This window comes from Acinetobacter sp. GG23 (assembly GCF_057766365.1).
This window is the reverse complement of record NZ_JBYMDJ010000001.1, coordinates 171826-187941: the sequence shown is the minus strand read 5'-3', so window position 1 is coordinate 187941 and position 16116 is coordinate 171826. Positions and strand designations below refer to the sequence as shown.

The 16116-nt window shown below is 42.8% G+C and carries 13 protein-coding genes; 5 read left to right on the top strand and 8 right to left on the bottom strand.

Going from position 1 to position 16116, the window contains the following annotated elements:
• Nucleotides 1-140: 140 nt before the first annotated feature.
• Nucleotides 141-1364, top strand: coding sequence for a CaiB/BaiF CoA transferase family protein (locus AC3CAU_RS00900; protein WP_447053073.1), 1224 nt, complete (start codon nt 141-143; stop codon nt 1362-1364).
• 69 nt (nt 1365-1433) lie between these two features.
• On the opposite strand, the gene AC3CAU_RS00895 is transcribed toward AC3CAU_RS00900, so the two are convergent.
• From AC3CAU_RS00895 to AC3CAU_RS00865, 7 genes are all read right to left on the bottom strand, one after another.
• A complete protein-coding gene (locus tag AC3CAU_RS00895) occupies nt 1434-2618 on the bottom strand; it encodes an MFS transporter (protein WP_447053072.1) in 1185 nt (394 codons plus the stop codon).
• Nucleotides 2619-2656: 38 nt separating this feature from the next.
• Nucleotides 2657-3931 carry a DcaP family trimeric outer membrane transporter gene (locus AC3CAU_RS00890; RefSeq protein WP_447053071.1) on the bottom strand — a complete coding sequence of 425 codons (1275 nt, stop codon included), beginning with the start codon at nt 3929-3931 and terminating at the stop codon, nt 2657-2659.
• Between the two features lie 41 nt (nt 3932-3972).
• Nucleotides 3973-4629, bottom strand: coding sequence for a 3-oxoacid CoA-transferase subunit B (locus AC3CAU_RS00885; protein WP_424621046.1), 657 nt, complete (start codon nt 4627-4629; stop codon nt 3973-3975).
• Nucleotides 4626-5297: a 3-oxoacid CoA-transferase subunit A gene (locus tag AC3CAU_RS00880; RefSeq protein WP_131215413.1), complete on the bottom strand. Its 672-nt coding sequence runs from the start codon at nt 5295-5297 to the stop codon at nt 4626-4628. The genes AC3CAU_RS00885 and AC3CAU_RS00880 overlap by 4 nt, the downstream gene beginning before the upstream one ends.
• A gap of 39 nt (nt 5298-5336) precedes the next feature.
• Nucleotides 5337-6614, bottom strand: coding sequence for an MFS transporter (locus tag AC3CAU_RS00875; protein ID WP_447053070.1), 1278 nt, complete (start codon nt 6612-6614; stop codon nt 5337-5339).
• 281 nt (nt 6615-6895) lie between these two features.
• Nucleotides 6896-8095 carry an acyl-CoA dehydrogenase gene (locus AC3CAU_RS00870; protein WP_447054378.1) on the bottom strand — a complete coding sequence of 400 codons (1200 nt, stop codon included), beginning with the start codon at nt 8093-8095 and terminating at the stop codon, nt 6896-6898.
• A 31-nt stretch (nt 8096-8126) separates the two neighbouring features.
• Nucleotides 8127-9281 carry an acyl-CoA dehydrogenase family protein gene (locus AC3CAU_RS00865; RefSeq protein WP_447053068.1) on the bottom strand — a complete coding sequence of 385 codons (1155 nt, stop codon included), beginning with the start codon at nt 9279-9281 and terminating at the stop codon, nt 8127-8129.
• A gap of 205 nt (nt 9282-9486) precedes the next feature.
• Here AC3CAU_RS00865 and AC3CAU_RS00860 point away from each other — a divergent pair, with 205 nt between their 5' ends.
• From AC3CAU_RS00860 to AC3CAU_RS00845, 4 genes are all read left to right on the top strand, one after another.
• Complete coding sequence (locus tag AC3CAU_RS00860) at nt 9487-10260, top strand: enoyl-CoA hydratase (protein ID WP_447053067.1); 774 nt, start codon at nt 9487-9489, stop codon at nt 10258-10260.
• A 20-nt stretch (nt 10261-10280) separates the two neighbouring features.
• Nucleotides 10281-11798, top strand: a complete 1518-nt coding sequence (locus tag AC3CAU_RS00855; protein ID WP_447053066.1) for a 3-hydroxyacyl-CoA dehydrogenase — start codon at nt 10281-10283, stop codon at nt 11796-11798.
• A 34-nt stretch (nt 11799-11832) separates the two neighbouring features.
• Entirely contained in the window at nt 11833-13038 is a 1206-nt protein-coding gene (locus AC3CAU_RS00850) for a 3-oxoadipyl-CoA thiolase (RefSeq protein ID WP_447053065.1), read from the top strand.
• Nucleotides 13039-13241: 203 nt separating this feature from the next.
• The gene (locus AC3CAU_RS00845; protein WP_447053064.1) at nt 13242-14081 is read left to right on the top strand and encodes an IclR family transcriptional regulator; all 840 of its coding nucleotides are present in this window, start codon (nt 13242-13244) and stop codon (nt 14079-14081) included.
• A 62-nt stretch (nt 14082-14143) separates the two neighbouring features.
• On the opposite strand, the gene AC3CAU_RS00840 is transcribed toward AC3CAU_RS00845, so the two are convergent.
• Nucleotides 14144-15946 (bottom strand): acyl-CoA dehydrogenase C-terminal domain-containing protein, encoded by a 1803-nt coding sequence (locus AC3CAU_RS00840; protein ID WP_447053063.1) that lies wholly within the window; start codon nt 15944-15946, stop codon nt 14144-14146.
• Between the last annotated feature and the right edge of the window lie 170 nt (nt 15947-16116).

Genomic DNA, 16116 nt, shown 5'->3' with positions numbered 1-16116 from the left:
TTTTCAATAAAATTCGATAAATAATTTTGTCATACGAAATAAATTACCGTAAAGTTGATTATTAAGTCGTTTTAATATAGTTTTTATATGATTATTGAAAATTAAATAACATTGAATAAGATAAGACAGGGAGCGTAACAATGGGTGCTTTAACAGGCTTTCGCGTATTGGACTTAAGCCGTATTTTAGCCGGCCCTTGGTGCAGTCAAATTTTGGCTGATTTAGGTGCAGAAGTGATTAAAATTGAAAAACCGGATCATGGCGATGACACGCGCATCTGGGGACCACCTTGGTTAAAAAATGATAAGCACGAAGACACGCATGAGTCAGCTTATTATCTCTCTACCAATCGCGGCAAACACTCTGTTGCGGTCGATTTATCTACACCTGAAGGCCAAAGCATTATTAAAAAAATTGCCCAGCAAAGTGATGTGGTGATTGAAAATTATAAAGCCGGGTCTTTAAAAAAGTATGGTCTGGATTACGAAAACCTGAGTCAATTGAATTCACGATTGGTATATTGTTCGATTACCGGTTTTGGACAACATGGGCCACGCGCGCATGAACCGGGTTATGATTTTATTGTGCAAGGTATGGGTGGCATGATGAGCGTCACGGGTGAACGTGATGACCTGCCAGGCGGTGGCCCGCAAAAAGCCGGTTTGGCCTTTGCCGACCTGACCACCGGTTTATATTCTGCGATTGCCATCCAAGCTGCCTTACTGTTTCGGGAAAAAACTGGTGAAGGTCAGCATATTGATATGGCGCTGCTGGATACGCAGGTGGCCTCTTTATCTGTTTTAGCCATGAATTATCTGACTTCAGGCAAAGTACCGGGTCGCTTCGGAAATGCACATGCTAATATTGTGCCCTATCAGGTGTTTAAAGCCCAGGAAGGTGAATTTATTATTGCCTGTGGTAATGACCTGCAATTTCAAGCTTTGTGTCAGGCCGTTGGTTTGGCTGAGGTGGCAGAAGATCCTCGCTTCTTGAAAAATTCTGGGCGTGTTACACATCGGGAAGAACTGACCACAGTTCTACAAGCTCATTTCTATACTCGACCGGCAAAAACCTGGGTAGATCTGATTCATGCGGTGAAAGTACCGGTGGGCATGATTAATGATTTAAAACAGACTTTGGAAGAAGAACAGGTACTTGCCCGTGAGATGGTGATTCAGATGCCGCATACTTTGCGCGAAGATTACACCTCTATTGGTTCACCGATTAAACTTTCCAAAACGCCTGTGGAGTATAAGAAAGCGCCACCATGTTTAGGTGAAGATACCGATGCCATCTTGAGCCAGTTTTTAAGCACGGATGAAATTGAGGAATTTAAAAACAAAAAAGTGATTCAGCAGCGATAGAAAATTTTCAGAAAAACAAAAAAGGAATCGTAAGATTCCTTTTTTTATAAGCGGCTTATACAGCTGTGCTTATACGGCTGAAGCCTGCATGTGTTTACGGTCTAATACATCAAAAAACACGGTCATTAAGCTAAAAGCTAAACCTACGATACAGCAACCGGTCCATCCCCAATGATACCAGGCATATAATCCGGCCATGGAACCAACAGCAGCCCCCATAAAATAGATAAACATATAAATGGAATGTTGTCTTGAGCGCGTTTCATCGGCTGAACGTAAAATCAAACTCTGATTTAGCACGTGTATCATCGAAAGTGCCGAATAGCCGCAGAGCAAGCCAAAAACATATGCCATGAGTGAATGTTGTGCGAAATATAGCATTAACCATTGAACGATAAGCAGAGCACAGCCTAGTACTGCCACAAGTTTTTCTTTGGCCTGATCAATTTGCTTACCTGCCCATTTTGTTGCGAATACCCCAGCAGCTCCGACAAATCCAAAAAAGCCAATATAAAGTTCCGAGAATGCATAAGGTGGATTAGCCAACACAAAAGCCATGGTACTTAAGGCAAGAATCATGGATGCAAACGCCGTGGCACCTACACAACTCCGACGGATGAGTTGTGGCGAATGCATGGCTATACTGAACATCGATTTATAAATCTGCATGAGTTTTAGATTCTGATTCGATGCTGCAGGAACAGGTAATTTAAAATACATCACTACAGCTAACAATATAATGAGTAATCCACTGCTGAGATAAACCAGGTGCCAATCTGCGATAGTGGTAATAATTCCGGCATAGGAACGTGCCAGTAAAATCCCTAAAAATAGTCCACTCATCAGTGTGCCAATAATTTCCGACATTTTTTCTGATTCAACAATGCTGGAAATGAAAGGAATTAAAACTTGAGAGGCAATTGAGAAGGTCGTGGCAATAAAGGTAAAAAAATACAGACTCCACAATTGTTGCGAAAAAGAAATACAAATTTGGGCCAATCCGCAGATCACCATTAAACTAATAATGATTTTACGTTTGGAATATTTATCTCCCAAAGGAATCAGGACAATCAGCCCTAAAGCATAGGCAAACTGGCTAATCACAATCGTTACGGCTGACTGTTCAACCGTTACTCCAAGGGATTTAGCCATGGCATAAATCAGCGGCTGGTTATAATAGTTGGAACCGGCACAAACCCCACAAGTGATCGCCATAATTAAAATAAAGCTTCGGCTAAATAAAGATTGACTCATGAGATCTGTGCTTTCCGTCCGATGTTTCAAATTAACGATTAAAATTTATATTGTGCAGACAGGTTTACCCTTGAAATGTCTGCCGTTTTCCCTTCAAAACTTTTACGCTCCCCCAGATGATATTCCACGCCCAAATCGACATAAGGACGTGGGGTATAAATCAGATTAATAGCATGATCGGTTAGTTGTTTGTTATTGGTGATATTTGCTTTTGCATATGCACTATCATCTTCAAATTTCATCAGAGAGGTCGCAATATTGCCACGCCATTGATCATTGAATTTATGCGAGTAGCCTAGCGTCAAACTGTCAAACTCATTCTGCAAAAGTGAGTTATTGTTCAAATCTACAGAATAATCCCCTCCCATTGCTGCACCATCACTACTCGAGCCTTGTGTGGTGTAAGACACAAATTTCTGATCACCTTTGACATGGTAATAATTGGCTTGAACAGACTGTTTTGGAGTAATTTTATAGCGTGCACCTAACCCCACGCCCCAGCTCAATTTATCAATATCACGATTATCCACTTCAGCGCGCTTTTCATTGATAAACCCTTGGCCCATCAATAATACGGCCTGGTTCTTGTAAATATATTTTGCAGTTAATGCCGGTAGTTCAGAGGTGCGATCGCTTGCATATTCCAAAGCTAACTGTAATTTATTTGCTGCATTAAAATTGAAATCACGACGTACTTGCGGCAAGCGTGTAGTGGAAACCCCTAAAAACTGGGTGTAGTCAATACTTTCAGTCATGGTTTCCATATTTGACATCAATGACCAGGTTTGACCGAATAACCAGTCATCAAAATTTACATAGGCATTACGGATTCTAAGTTTGCCATCGCCTTTACCATTGTCAACCCAGAAATCGGCTTCCAGTTTAGCTTTAACATCTTCACGACCTGCCAGATTTTTAATATCAAAGCCAATACGCGAGGCTGCAATGGTGAAGTCAGAGCGCTTACCTTGAGCGGCATCAAACGGTACTTTATTAATTTGATTTGAAGTTCGGCCACGCGCAGCCGTGGTATCTTTAAAGTCTATGGCACCATCTAAACGCAAAATCCCATAAACATCCACATTGTCTGTCCAACTGCCGCTATTTTTTTGCGCTGCAGATTTAAGCTCCGTATTGAATTGTTCTTGCTGCTGAACCAATTGAATATTGGTATTTTTCTGGGCAGATACTTCCTGTTTTAAACGCTGTAATTCCGCTTCCAACAAATTAATACGCTGCTCTGTTGTCGAAGTTTCGGCAAAAGAAATCCCTGTCACCGCAGCGCAAGCTGCGGCTAAAATTAATTTTTTCATTATTTTCCCTAATAAATCAAATCAATGGTTTGAAAATAAATTTATGCTGCGGTTCTCGTATCAATCAAGACACAACCAGTTTTTTGCTGTAGTTCTTCAAAACTCAAACCTTCTACAATTTCTGTCACGAAGGCTTGATTGTCTTTTAAATCAATAATGCACAAGTCGGTATAAATCCGGTTCACACAATTTGCACCAGTTAAAGGATAAGTCAGTTCATTCACAATTTTAGGTTGATTATTTTTGGTCAGATGTTCCATACACACATAGACACAGCGTGCGCCTACTGCCAAGTCCATTGCGCCGCCCACAGCAGGAACAGTATCGGCAGAACCGGTATGCCAGTTGGCCAGATCGCCATTCACAGCGACCTGAAAAGCGCCCAAAATACAGATGTCTAAATGACCACCACGCATGATGTCAAACGAGTCTGCCGAATGCATGAAACTGCCACCACCCAACATGCTAATTAACTCCTTACCGGCATTGATCAAGTCATCATCTGCATGTTCTGGAGAAGTTAAAGCACCGAAACCTAAAACTCCATTTTCTGAATGCAAGATAATTTCATTTTCAGGTTTTAAATAACCTGCAACTTTGGTTGGCAAGCCAATACCCAAATTGACATATGAACCCGGCGCAATATCCTGGGCAACGCGTTCTACAATTTGTTCACGGCTGCGTTTTTGGATGGTCATTTAATATCTCCAACTTTAACTACGTGCTGAACGAAAATGCCCGGTGTCACAATCACTTCTGGATCTAACTGGCCTAATTCAAGCACTTCATGTACTTGAGCAATTGTGGTTTTAGCTGCTTTGGCCATGAGTGGACCAAAGTTTCGAGCTGCCTTTCGATAAACCAAATTACCCCAGCGATCGGCCTGATGGGCATAAATCAAGGCATAATCAGCATAAATTGGATATTCCAGCACGTAATTTTTACCCTCAATACAGCGCGTTTCCTTGCCTTCCGCAATTTTGGTGCCATACCCGGTTGGCGTGAAAATTGCCCCTAAGCCAGCACCTGCAGCCTGAATCCGGCAAGCCAGATTGCCTTGCGGAACCAGGTCCAACTCAACTTTTCCGGCTTTATATAAATCCTCAAAAACAGTGGAATTGTTGGCTTTAGGAAACGAACAAATCATTTTTTTAACCAAACCAGACAGTAGCAGATTGGTTAAACCACGATCACCCGAAGCTGCATTATTATTAATGATGGTTAAATCTTTCGGACCAAAATCAATCAGCGCTTCAATCAGCTCGATAGGCTGTCCTGCCAAGCCAAAACCGCTGGTCATAATGCGTGCACCATCTGGTATTGACTTAAGTACTGTCTCAATATCCGTTGTGACTTTATTAATCATGCTGTTCCCTAACACTGTATATACGTTTGAAGAATTAAATTAGTCTGCTTTTTGTGGATCGAATAAACGATCTTTAATAAAGATGGCAGGAATTACACCACACAAGAAATAAGCCACACCCATAATGAGCAAGCCTGTACCAATTGAACCGCCCTGCGCAAAATAACCAATCGTAAGGGGTGCCAATACCGCGCCTAAACGACCGACGTTATAAGCTCCTCCGACTGCCGTACCACGAACCTTGGTCGAAAAACTTTCAGTCATGTATGTCGCGTTAATACCGTATGGAATGCCATATAAGAAACCGAAGAACAACATCAGCCATAAGATATTGTCAGGTGTATTACCAAACACGATGATGGGAATAAAAATAGCTGTACCAACCGTACCGAAAGTAAATACCGCGCGGCGGCCTATTTTATCGGCAATGATGCCTGCAATGACTTTAGTACACATCATGATCAGGAATGTGCCAATCATATAAGTTGTCATTTCTTTGAACTTAATTCCTAGATCTGACTCTAAATATGCTGGCAACCAGTTACTGACACCGTAATAACCGAATTGTAAGAATGCTGTACTGAATGACCATAAGATGAACATGCGGCGGCTGAGAGTATCTTGAAAGATCATTTTGAACGTATTTTTAGGTTTTTCTTCAACGATTCCACTTGCTTGTGCAGCCAGACGTTTACGACGAGACTCAACCCAGGCTTGCGGTTCAGGCACCAAGAAATACATAGCCACTGCAAGAACGATTGGAATGATGGAAATGTAATATAAATATCTCCAGCCAAACTCTGGCAATAGCCAGCCTGCTAAAAGGGTTGCGACCACAGAACCTAAAGTCCATCCAGTCATCAAGCCTGCCAATATAGTAGAGCGGTATTTAGTTGGAACATATTCTGCCATTAAGGTATTACAGGCAATGTAAAGTGCGCCTAATCCAATTGCGGAAATAAAACGCAGCCATTTAAATTGCTCATAGCTTTCTGCAAAACCGAGCCAGCAGGTAAGTAACGAGAATAAGGCAATTGCGATAACAATGACGCGTACGCGACCAAATCTATCACAGGCCCATCCACCGAAGAAACCACCAATCGCCATGCCGGCAAGAGTCCAGCTGCCTAAAGCGCCCGCTTGAATACTGGTTAATGAAAATTCCTGTTTTAAACTGGTCAAGCTATAGGAAAGGAACGCAATATCTGCACCATCCACCAGTAATGCTAAAAAAGAAAAAAGAAATGCCAGAATCCATATTTTCTTTTTCGGTGTATCGTTATTGCCTAATAGGACCTGTTCTGAACTTACTGTCATTAGATGTTCCCTATTATTCTTCAAGCACTCCTGTGCTCTACAAATCTTTTAAAAATTTATGGACTATTTAAGCATTAATGAAACACTTGATTCAGCTGTGTCCCAATTTTAAATAGCCTGTTAAATATGATATTAATAAACCATTTTTAAATCCAAAAAACAATAATAATAAAACTTTATTTCTTATGGCGAAATAAAATTATCAATATTGATTTTTAGTTTTGCTAAAAAATACAATTAAAAATAAGCCAGTAAAAATTTACTGGCTTATTTTTTTTACATTAATTACCGAACGCAGCGATACCCGTTTGTGCACGACCCAGAATCAGGGCATGCACGTCATGGGTGCCTTCATAGGTATTGACTACTTCCAGATTGACCAGATGACGGGCCACCCCAAACTCATCACTGATGCCGTTGCCCCCGAGCATGTCACGCGCCAGTCGGGCAATATCCAGCGCCTTGCCGCAGTTGTTGCGTTTGATCAGTGAAGTCCCTTCAACCGATGCAATGCCTTCATCTTTCATCCGGCCAAAACGTAAGGCAACCTGTAAACCCAGTGCAATTTCAGTTTGCATATCCGCCAGTTTCTTCTGGATCAGCTGGTTGGCCGCCAGTGGACGGCCAAACTGTTTACGGTCCATGGTGTATTGATGGGCAGTATGCCAGCAGAATTCAGCCGCCCCCATCGCGCCCCAGGCAATGCCGTATCGGGCACTGTTCAGGCAGGTAAACGGACCACGCAGGCCGCGAATTTCCGGGAAGGCATTTTCTTCAGGTACAAACACGTTATCCATCACGATTTCACCAGTAATCGAGGCACGCAAGCCGACCTTGCCGTGAATCGCCGGTGCAGACAGCCCTTCCCAGCCTTTTTCCAGAATAAAGCCGCGGATCTCGCCGACATTACCTTCTTTTGAAACCTCTTTGGCCCAGACCACAAACACATCGGCAATCGGACTGTTGGTGATCCACATTTTTGCACCAGTTAAACGGTAACCGCCCTCGACCTTTTTGGCCCGGCTAATCATGCTGCCCGGGTCAGAACCATGATCCGGCTCGGTCAAGCCGAAACAGCCGATATATTCCCCAGTGGCCAGTTTGGGTAAATACTTCTGTTTCTGTTCTTCCGAGCCAAATTCATTAATTGGCACCATCACCAGCGAGCTTTGTACACTGGCCATGGAACGGTAACCCGAATCGACATATTCAATTTCACGTGCCACCAGGCCATAACTGACATAGTTCAGCCCTGCACCGCCATACTGTTCCGGAATGGTGGGACCCAACAGGCCCAGCTCACCCATCTCACGGAAAATGGAAGCATCGGTTTGTTCATGGCGGAACTGTTCCAGGACACGCGGCAACAATTTACCCTGGCAATAGGCCTGGGCAGAATCACGAATCATGCGCTCCTCTTCTGTGAGTTGCTGCTCGATTAAAAATGGATCTTGCCAGTTGAATCTGGTTTTTGAAGTCATGTTGTCTAGTCCAAAAATATAGTTGTTCTATTTAAGCGGTGGCTTGTTTAATCATTTCACGGGCAATAATAATCTGCTGAATTTGAGTGGTGCCTTCATATAAGCGGAACAGACGTACATCGCGGTAAAAACGTTCAATTGAATATTCACTGATATAGCCCGCACCGCCATGAATTTGTAAGCAGCGATCTGCGACACGGCCACACATTTCCGTTGCAAACATTTTCGCGCACGAGGCTTCGACAGTCACATTCTGGCCGGCATCGCGCAGTCGAGCCGCATCCAGCACCATACATTTTGCCGCGTAGATTTCAGCCTTGGAATCGGCCAGCATGCCCTGGATCAGCTGGAAGTTGGCAATCGGCTGACCAAACTGTTTCCGTTCTACCGCATAATGCAGCGCATCTTCCAGCATGCGTTCTGCCATGCCAACACTGTAGCCGGCAATATGCAAACGGCCTTTATCCAGTACGCGCATCGCAGTTTTAAAGCCAATGCCTTCCTGCCCGCCAATCAGCTGATCCTGATGCACGCGGCAATGATCAAAAATCACGTCACAGGTATACGAGCCATGCTGGCCCATTTTTTTGTCAATCTTGCCCAAAGACAGCCCCGGGGTGCCGGCTTCAACCAGAAATGCAGAAATGCCGCCCGCGCCTTTAATCTCGGGATTGGTACGTGCCATCACGGTAAAGGTGGTCGCACGCGGGGCATTGGTAATAAAGCGCTTGGTGCCGTTTAAAATATAATAGTCACCGTCTTTAACCGCTGAGGTTTTTAACGCGGCCGCATCTGAACCTGAATCCGGTTCAGTTAAACAGAAGGACCCGATATATTCCCCGCTGGCATAACGCGGCAGATATTTCTGCTTTTGCGCGTCTGTGCCATCGATCAGGATCCCGCTGGAGCCAATGCCGTTATTGGTACCAATCAGGGAACGGAAAGCGGCCGAGGTCTGGCCCAGTTCCAGCGCCACCAGAATTTCTTCTTCCATGGTGATGCCGAGGCCGCCATATTCCTCCGGAATGGTCAGGCCAAACAGACCCAGCGCTTTCATCTGGCTGACGATATGTTCAGGAATGGCGTTGCTTTCCTCCACCTCGTGTTCTAAAGGCACCAGTTCATTTTTAACAAAATTTCGGATGGTGTCTAAAAGCTGTTCCAGCATTTCCGGATCACGGATCATGGTTTACTCCCTTTGTTCATTTTTACGGTAAATTCCTTTACCTTTTTTTAATTTCGCAATACGAAATAAATAACCACAAAAGAATAAAAACAGCAAGGGGAAATACAAAATAAATATTTTTGTATAAAAGATATTGAGTTTAGGTAGGAATAGGATTAATTTAAATGAAAATAAAATTTCGCATTACGAAATTAATGGAGTGGTAATGAAACATACAGTGACAATGGAGTGTATCGAAGATCATATTGCGATCGTTAAAATCGACCGTCCTGAAGCGAAAAATGCGCTTAATACAGAAGTTCGCAAACATCTTGCACAGATCTTCTCTGAACTGGCTTTAAATGATGAAATCCGTGTCGTGATTCTTACCGGCGGTGAGTCAGTCTTTGCTGCCGGTGCAGATTTAAAAGAATTGGCTTCGGCACAGACAGCAGAAATGTATTTGCGTCATACCGAACGTTACTGGCAAGCCATTGCGCATTATCCAAAACCGGTGATTGCTGCAGTAAATGGTTATGCCTTGGGCGGCGGCTGTGAGTTGGCCATGCATGCCGACATTATTATTGCCGGTGAATCTGCACAGTTTGGTCAACCCGAAGTCAAGGTTGGCGTGATGCCCGGTGCTGGCGGCACACAACGCTTATTCCGTGCAGTTGGAAAATTTCACGCCATGCGCATGATTCTGACGGGTTGCCTGGTTTCTGCACAGGAAGCATATCAAATTGGTTTGGCGTCACAGGTTGTACCAGATAGTGAAACGATCAGTACTGCCATCAAAATGGCAAAAACCATTGCACGTCTACCGCCTATTGCCCTTGAGCAAATTAAGGAAGTGGCGTTAATGTCTGAAGATGTACCGTTGAATGCCGGTTTAAGCTTGGAACGAAAATCCTTCCAGTTGCTGTTCGATACCCAAGATCAAAAAGAAGGTATGCAAGCCTTTATTGAAAAACGTCATCCGCAATATCAAGGCAAATAAATTATTTAGGGAAAGCTTTTATGTCCATTCAAATTGCCACGATTGGCATTATCGGTTCCGGCATCATGGGTACAGGAATTACCCAAATTGCCCTGCAGTCCAATCATCACGTGTATTTATATGATGCTAATGCAGGTGCTGCCCAAACAGCAGCCGAAAAACTACAAGCAACTTTAAATAAACTGGTCGAAAAAAATAAAATCACTGCAGATTCTGCTCAGCATGCCTTAGCTAATTTAGTGATCGCACAAAGTTTAGATGAACTTAAAAACTGTGATCTTGTTATTGAAGCAATTGTTGAAAATCTTTCAGTTAAGCAAGAACTGATCAAGCAGCTAGAAGCATTGGTCCCGGAAAATACCATTATTGCTTCGAACACTTCGTCACTTTCCATTACTGCAATTGCATCGCAAAGCCAACATCCTGAACGTATCGCAGGTTATCACTTCTTTAATCCAGTACCTCTCATGAAAGTAGTGGAAGTGATTCCCGGCATCCGTACTCAACCCGAGATTGTCAGTACCTTAGTCGATTTGTCTTATAAAATGGGACATCGACCTGTGGTTGCAAAAGATACACCCGGATTTATTATCAATCATGCCGGTCGCGCTTACGGCACCGAATCTTTAAAAATTCTTAATGAAAATGTCGCCAGTATTCATGAAATTGATCGAATTTTAAAACAAAATCTTGGCTTTAAAATGGGACCTTTCGAGCTGCTGGATTTAACCGGTTTGGATGTGTCGCATCCAGTGATGGAATCGGTTTATGAGCAATATTATCAAGAACCACGTTACCGTCCCAATGTACTCACTAAACAAATGCTGATTGCCAAACAACTGGGGCGTAAAACGGGTCAAGGTTTTTACCGTTATCCAGCGGGACAAAAACTAGATGAACAGCCGGCAATTCGAGTTGAAAAATTGGCTGAATACCCTGCCGTCTGGATTGCGGCAGATTTTGAAGCAGACCGTCAGGCATTAACCGACTATCTAAATACGCATCAAATTAAAATCGATACGCAAGATTATCCGGCCGCGGACAGTCTGATTTTAGTGGCAAGTTATGGTGAAGATACCAGCTCAAGCATCCAGCGCCTAAACCTCGATCCTACACGTACTGTCGCTATCGACTTAATTAATGGTTTAAATGCTCATCGTACTTTAATGCCAAGTCTGATTACCCAAGAAAAATTGAGCCAGACAGCACATTCCATTTTCAATCTGGATGGTAATAGCGTCACCGTGATTCAGGAAAGTGTCGGTTTTGTTGCACAGCGCGTGATTGCGATGGTGATTAATTTAGCCTGTGATATTGCCCAGCAAGGGGTTGCCACAGTCGATGACATTAATGCTGCGGTACGCTTAGGGCTAGGCTATCCACATGGTCCAATTAGCTGGGGAGATGTGCTCGGCCCTGCAAAAATCCTGCTTATTTTGGAGCGCATGACTCAAATTACCGCAGACCCGCGTTATCGCCCAAGTCCTTGGTTGCAACGTCGTGTCAAGCTTAACCAATCTTTAACTTTTACCGCTTAAAACTTTTATATCAAAATTCTTCAAGGAAAGAAAAATGTTAAACGCTTATATTTATGATGGATTACGTACTCCTTTTGGTCGTCATGCAGGTAGCTTAGCTACAATTCGCCCGGACGATTTAGCCGGTTTAGTGATTCGCCGTCTGGTTGAAAAAACAGGCATTCCAGGTGCAGATGTAGAAGATGTAATTTTTGGCAGTACCAATCAGGCCGGTGAAGACAGCCGTAATGTGGCACGTCATGCTGCCCTTTTGGCAGGATTACCAGTCACCGTTCCGGGTCAAACCGTTAACCGCTTATGTGCTTCAGGCTTGGGCGCTATTATTGATTCTGCTCGCGCTATTACTTGTGGTGAAGGTGATTTGTATATTGCCGGTGGTGTCGAGTCAATGACACGCGCGCCTTTCGTGATGGCGAAAGCTGAATCTGCTTATAGCCGCGAAGCAAAAATTTATGACACCACCATTGGTTCACGCTTCCCTAACCCACAGATTGTCAAGCAATTTGGCGGTCATAGCATGCCGGAAACAGGTGATAATGTTGCGGTAGAGTTTGGTATCAGCCGTGAACAGGCAGATGCATTTGCTGCAGCGTCACAAGCCAAATATGAAGCTGCGAAACAGGGCGGTTTTTTTGAAGATGAAATTACCGCAGTGGAAGTTTCTCAAGGACGTAAATTACCGCCAAAATCAGTAGTTGAAGATGAACACCCTCGTCCGAGTTCTAATTTCGAAGCATTGCAAAAACTGAAACCACTTTTTGAAGGTGGTGTGGTTACTGCAGGAAATGCTTCCGGCATTAATGATGGTGCAGCTGCAGTACTGATTGGTAGCGAAGCGGTACAGCAAAAATATGGCCTAAAGCCAATGGCTAGAATTTTGTCTGCAGCAGCAGCAGGTATTGAACCGCGTATTATGGGCGCAGGTCCAATTGAAGCCATTAAAAAAGCGGTTGCACGTGCCGGTTTGACTTTAGATGATTTGGATATCATTGAAATTAATGAAGCTTTCGCATCTCAAGTGCTGTCTTGTTTAAAAGGCTTAGGGATTGATTCGGATGATCCACGTGTCAATCCAAATGGTGGTGCCATTGCGCTCGGTCATCCATTAGGTGCTTCAGGTGCACGTCTTGCATTAACCACTGCACGCCAATTACAGCGTACAGGAAAAAAATATGCTGTAGTCAGCTTATGCATTGGCGTTGGCCAAGGCTTGGCCATGGTGATTGAAAACGTAGGCTGAGTATTCTTTTCAGTAAGCCTTGAAATCTTATTAAGCGGCTGTGGTTATTCAGCCGCTTAATTTTATGTAACATTCATTTCATAAAAGATATTAAAAAATGGATGGTCATTCATCTTAATAAAACTAGATAATTAGACATTTATTTTGTATCGTGAAATTTAGTTGTTATTATATTTTATAGTTACCTATTTGATTGCACTATCATGACATTAAAAAATAAATCAGGTGAAAGTTCCAACTTTGATGAAATACGTTTAGACCCCATTTCTCATATTCATCGCGAAAACAATCCACAATTTATTGCTTCAATTGCACGTGGGCTAGAAATCCTACGTTGTTTTTCATCAACCAATCAATTGCTAGGCAATCAGGAAATTGCACATCTGACCAATCTTCCTAAACCGACTGTGGCACGTATTACCAGTACCTTGGTTTCTTTAGGCTACTTAAAGCAATTGCCCAATACCACCAAATATTTACTCGATGTTGGTGTATTGGCATTAGGCTATTCAGCACTGTCCAATATCTCTGCACGCACTCAGGCACAACCTTTTATGGAGGAAATGTCTAAATATGCACAGGCACCAGTAGCGATGGCGACACGCGACCGATTAAACATGATCTATCTGAATGTAGTGCATACAGATTCTACACTCACCATGCGTCGTCCGATTGGCTCAACTTTACCTATTCATAGCAGTGCGATGGGCCGGGCATGTTTGGCTGCTATGGTTGAGAAAGAGCGCCATTATTTATTTGATGCGATTAAAAAAAGAAATGAAGACAGTTGGTCGAGTATTAAGCGTAATTTAGAACGTGCAGTTCGTGATTATCAAGATTATGGTTATTGTCTGTCTATTGGTGACTGGGCCAAAGATGTCAATTCGGTAGCGGTACCGCTGATTCATCCGCAACATGGCATTTTGGTGTTTAACTGTGGCGCGCCAAGTTATTTGTTGGATCAGGAAAAGCTGGAAAATGAGATCGGGCCGCGCTTAATTCATATGGTCAATAATATTTCCAGTACCTTAAATAACAACTAAAAAATTTTAGATAAATAAGAAGCGCCTAAATGGCGCTTCTTTCATGCAATTTGATAAATAAATTAATCAAATTTAAATGCTTCAGGATCTAAGCTGAACACGACTTTACCGCCTTCTAAAATATTAGCGGCATGCGTTTTAGTTCGGTTTAACAATTTACTGTAATAAAATTGCGCAGTCGCCAGTTTTGCTTGATAAAACTCATCTGCTGAGCCTGCTGCAATTTGACTTTGTGCAACCTGTGCCGCTTTAGCCCATACATAAGCCAGTGTCACATAGCCAGAGAAATACAGATAATCGACAGAGGCTGCACCTGTTTCGTCAGGGTTGGTTTTGGCTTTTTCCGCAATAAAATCAGTCAGAGTTTTCCATTCTGTCAATAATTCAGACAACTTGTTTAACAAGGGTTGAATACCCGTCTGATTTTGATGTTCTGCGATAAAATGTTCAATCATATCGGTGAAATTATTTAAAAGGACACCCTCTGATTTCAAAATTTTACGACCGAGCAAGTCAATCGCCTGAATTTCGGTAGTGCCCTCGTATAGACAGGCAATACGCATATCACGCGCCAACTGTTCCATCCCATGTTCAGAAATATAACCATGACCGCCAAACACTTGCATACCGTGTTTAGAACACTCCACGCCCATTTCCGTTAAGAAAGCTTTGGCAATTGGAGTTAATAAAGCGAGCAGATCTTCAATTTTTTTCTTTTCGGCAGCATCCTGAGTTACCCCAGCTACATCGACCCAATGTGCAATTAAATACGTTAATATACGGCCTCCTTCGGCAAAAGCTTTTTGGGTCAGCAACATACTGCGTACTGCAGGATGGACAATAATCGGATCGGCTGCTTTTTCAGGGAATTCTGCACCACCAAGCGCACGTAAAGCCAGGCGATCTTTGGCATAAGACAAAGCACCTTGATAACTTGCCTCAGAAATGGCTAAACCTTGGGTTGCGGTACTTAAACGCGCTGCGTTCATAAAAGTAAACATACACAGTAAACCTTTATGCTCCGGACCAATCAAATAGCCACGCGCAGCATCAAAATTTAGAACACAGGTCGCGTTACCATGAATGCCCATTTTATGTTCAAGCGAACTGCATACCACATTATTACGATCGGCTTTATTACCCTCTGCATCCACATTAAATTTTGGCACAATAAATAGAGAAATACCGCGTGTACCCTCAGGTGCATTTGGCAAGCGAGCCAGTACAATATGCACAATATTTTCTGCCAAATCATGATCGCCTGCAGAAATAAAGATTTTTTCACCGCTAATCGCATAGCTGCCATCTTCATTTGGTACAGCCTTGGTACGAACTTGCCCTAAGTCTGAACCTGCTTGTGCTTCTGTTAAGCACATGGTTCCTGTCCATTGCCCGCTAATTAATTTCGGCAGATAAATTTGTTTTTGTTGTTCTGTCCCATGGTGATTAATCGTGCGCATAGCACCATGCGATAAACTTGGGTACATGCCCCATGCCCAGTTACACGCCGTAGTCATTTCCTGAATTGCGGTACGAAGTAAGTTTGGTAAACCTTGACCACCAAATTCTTCACGTGCAGTTAAGGATGGGAAACCTAATTCAACATATTTATTATAAGCTGCTTTAAAACCGTCTGGTGTAGTCACAATCCCATCTTTTAAAGTACAACCTTGACGATCCCCTACTGCATTTAAGGGCAGAATTTCATTTTGGCAAAAATCTGCTGCGACATCTAAATATTGATTAAATAATTCAGCCGACACTTTGTCTTGGTAATATTCAAAACCAGAATAAGTTTCTTCAATGTTGAGCACTTCATTTAAGACAAAGTTCATATCTCGACGCGGTGCAATATAATCTGGCATTGTTTAATCCTTCCTTTTATATTCCCTGCTAAAATTTTTAAATATTTGGCAGAGTAGTTCCAATGTTCTTGTGATCTTTAAAATGAATATTTCACATTTATAACGGCGTGATTTTTTCACATCATAGAAATAATTTCGTATAACGAAATAATATTCCATATACCTACTAT

What these genes read in the sequence shown, in the direction of transcription:
- AC3CAU_RS00855 (WP_447053066.1), top strand. Translation starts at nt 10,281, where the DNA reads ATGTCCATTCAAATTGCCACGATTGGCATTATCGGTTCCGGCATCATG.
- AC3CAU_RS00860 (WP_447053067.1), top strand. Translation starts at nt 9,487, where the DNA reads ATGAAACATACAGTGACAATGGAGTGTATCGAAGATCATATTGCGATC.
- AC3CAU_RS00875 (WP_447053070.1), bottom strand. Translation starts at nt 6,614, where the DNA reads ATGACAGTAAGTTCAGAACAGGTCCTATTAGGCAATAACGATACACCG.
- AC3CAU_RS00845 (WP_447053064.1), top strand. Translation starts at nt 13,242, where the DNA reads ATGACATTAAAAAATAAATCAGGTGAAAGTTCCAACTTTGATGAAATA.
- AC3CAU_RS00900 (WP_447053073.1), top strand. Translation starts at nt 141, where the DNA reads ATGGGTGCTTTAACAGGCTTTCGCGTATTGGACTTAAGCCGTATTTTA.
- AC3CAU_RS00865 (WP_447053068.1), bottom strand. Translation starts at nt 9,281, where the DNA reads ATGATCCGTGATCCGGAAATGCTGGAACAGCTTTTAGACACCATCCGA.
- AC3CAU_RS00890 (WP_447053071.1), bottom strand. Translation starts at nt 3,931, where the DNA reads ATGAAAAAATTAATTTTAGCCGCAGCTTGCGCTGCGGTGACAGGGATT.
- AC3CAU_RS00850 (WP_447053065.1), top strand. Translation starts at nt 11,833, where the DNA reads ATGTTAAACGCTTATATTTATGATGGATTACGTACTCCTTTTGGTCGT.
- AC3CAU_RS00880 (WP_131215413.1), bottom strand. Translation starts at nt 5,297, where the DNA reads ATGATTAATAAAGTCACAACGGATATTGAGACAGTACTTAAGTCAATA.
- AC3CAU_RS00840 (WP_447053063.1), bottom strand. Translation starts at nt 15,946, where the DNA reads ATGCCAGATTATATTGCACCGCGTCGAGATATGAACTTTGTCTTAAAT.
- AC3CAU_RS00895 (WP_447053072.1), bottom strand. Translation starts at nt 2,618, where the DNA reads ATGAGTCAATCTTTATTTAGCCGAAGCTTTATTTTAATTATGGCGATC.
- AC3CAU_RS00870 (WP_447054378.1), bottom strand. Translation starts at nt 8,095, where the DNA reads ATGACTTCAAAAACCAGATTCAACTGGCAAGATCCATTTTTAATCGAG.
- AC3CAU_RS00885 (WP_424621046.1), bottom strand. Translation starts at nt 4,629, where the DNA reads ATGACCATCCAAAAACGCAGCCGTGAACAAATTGTAGAACGCGTTGCC.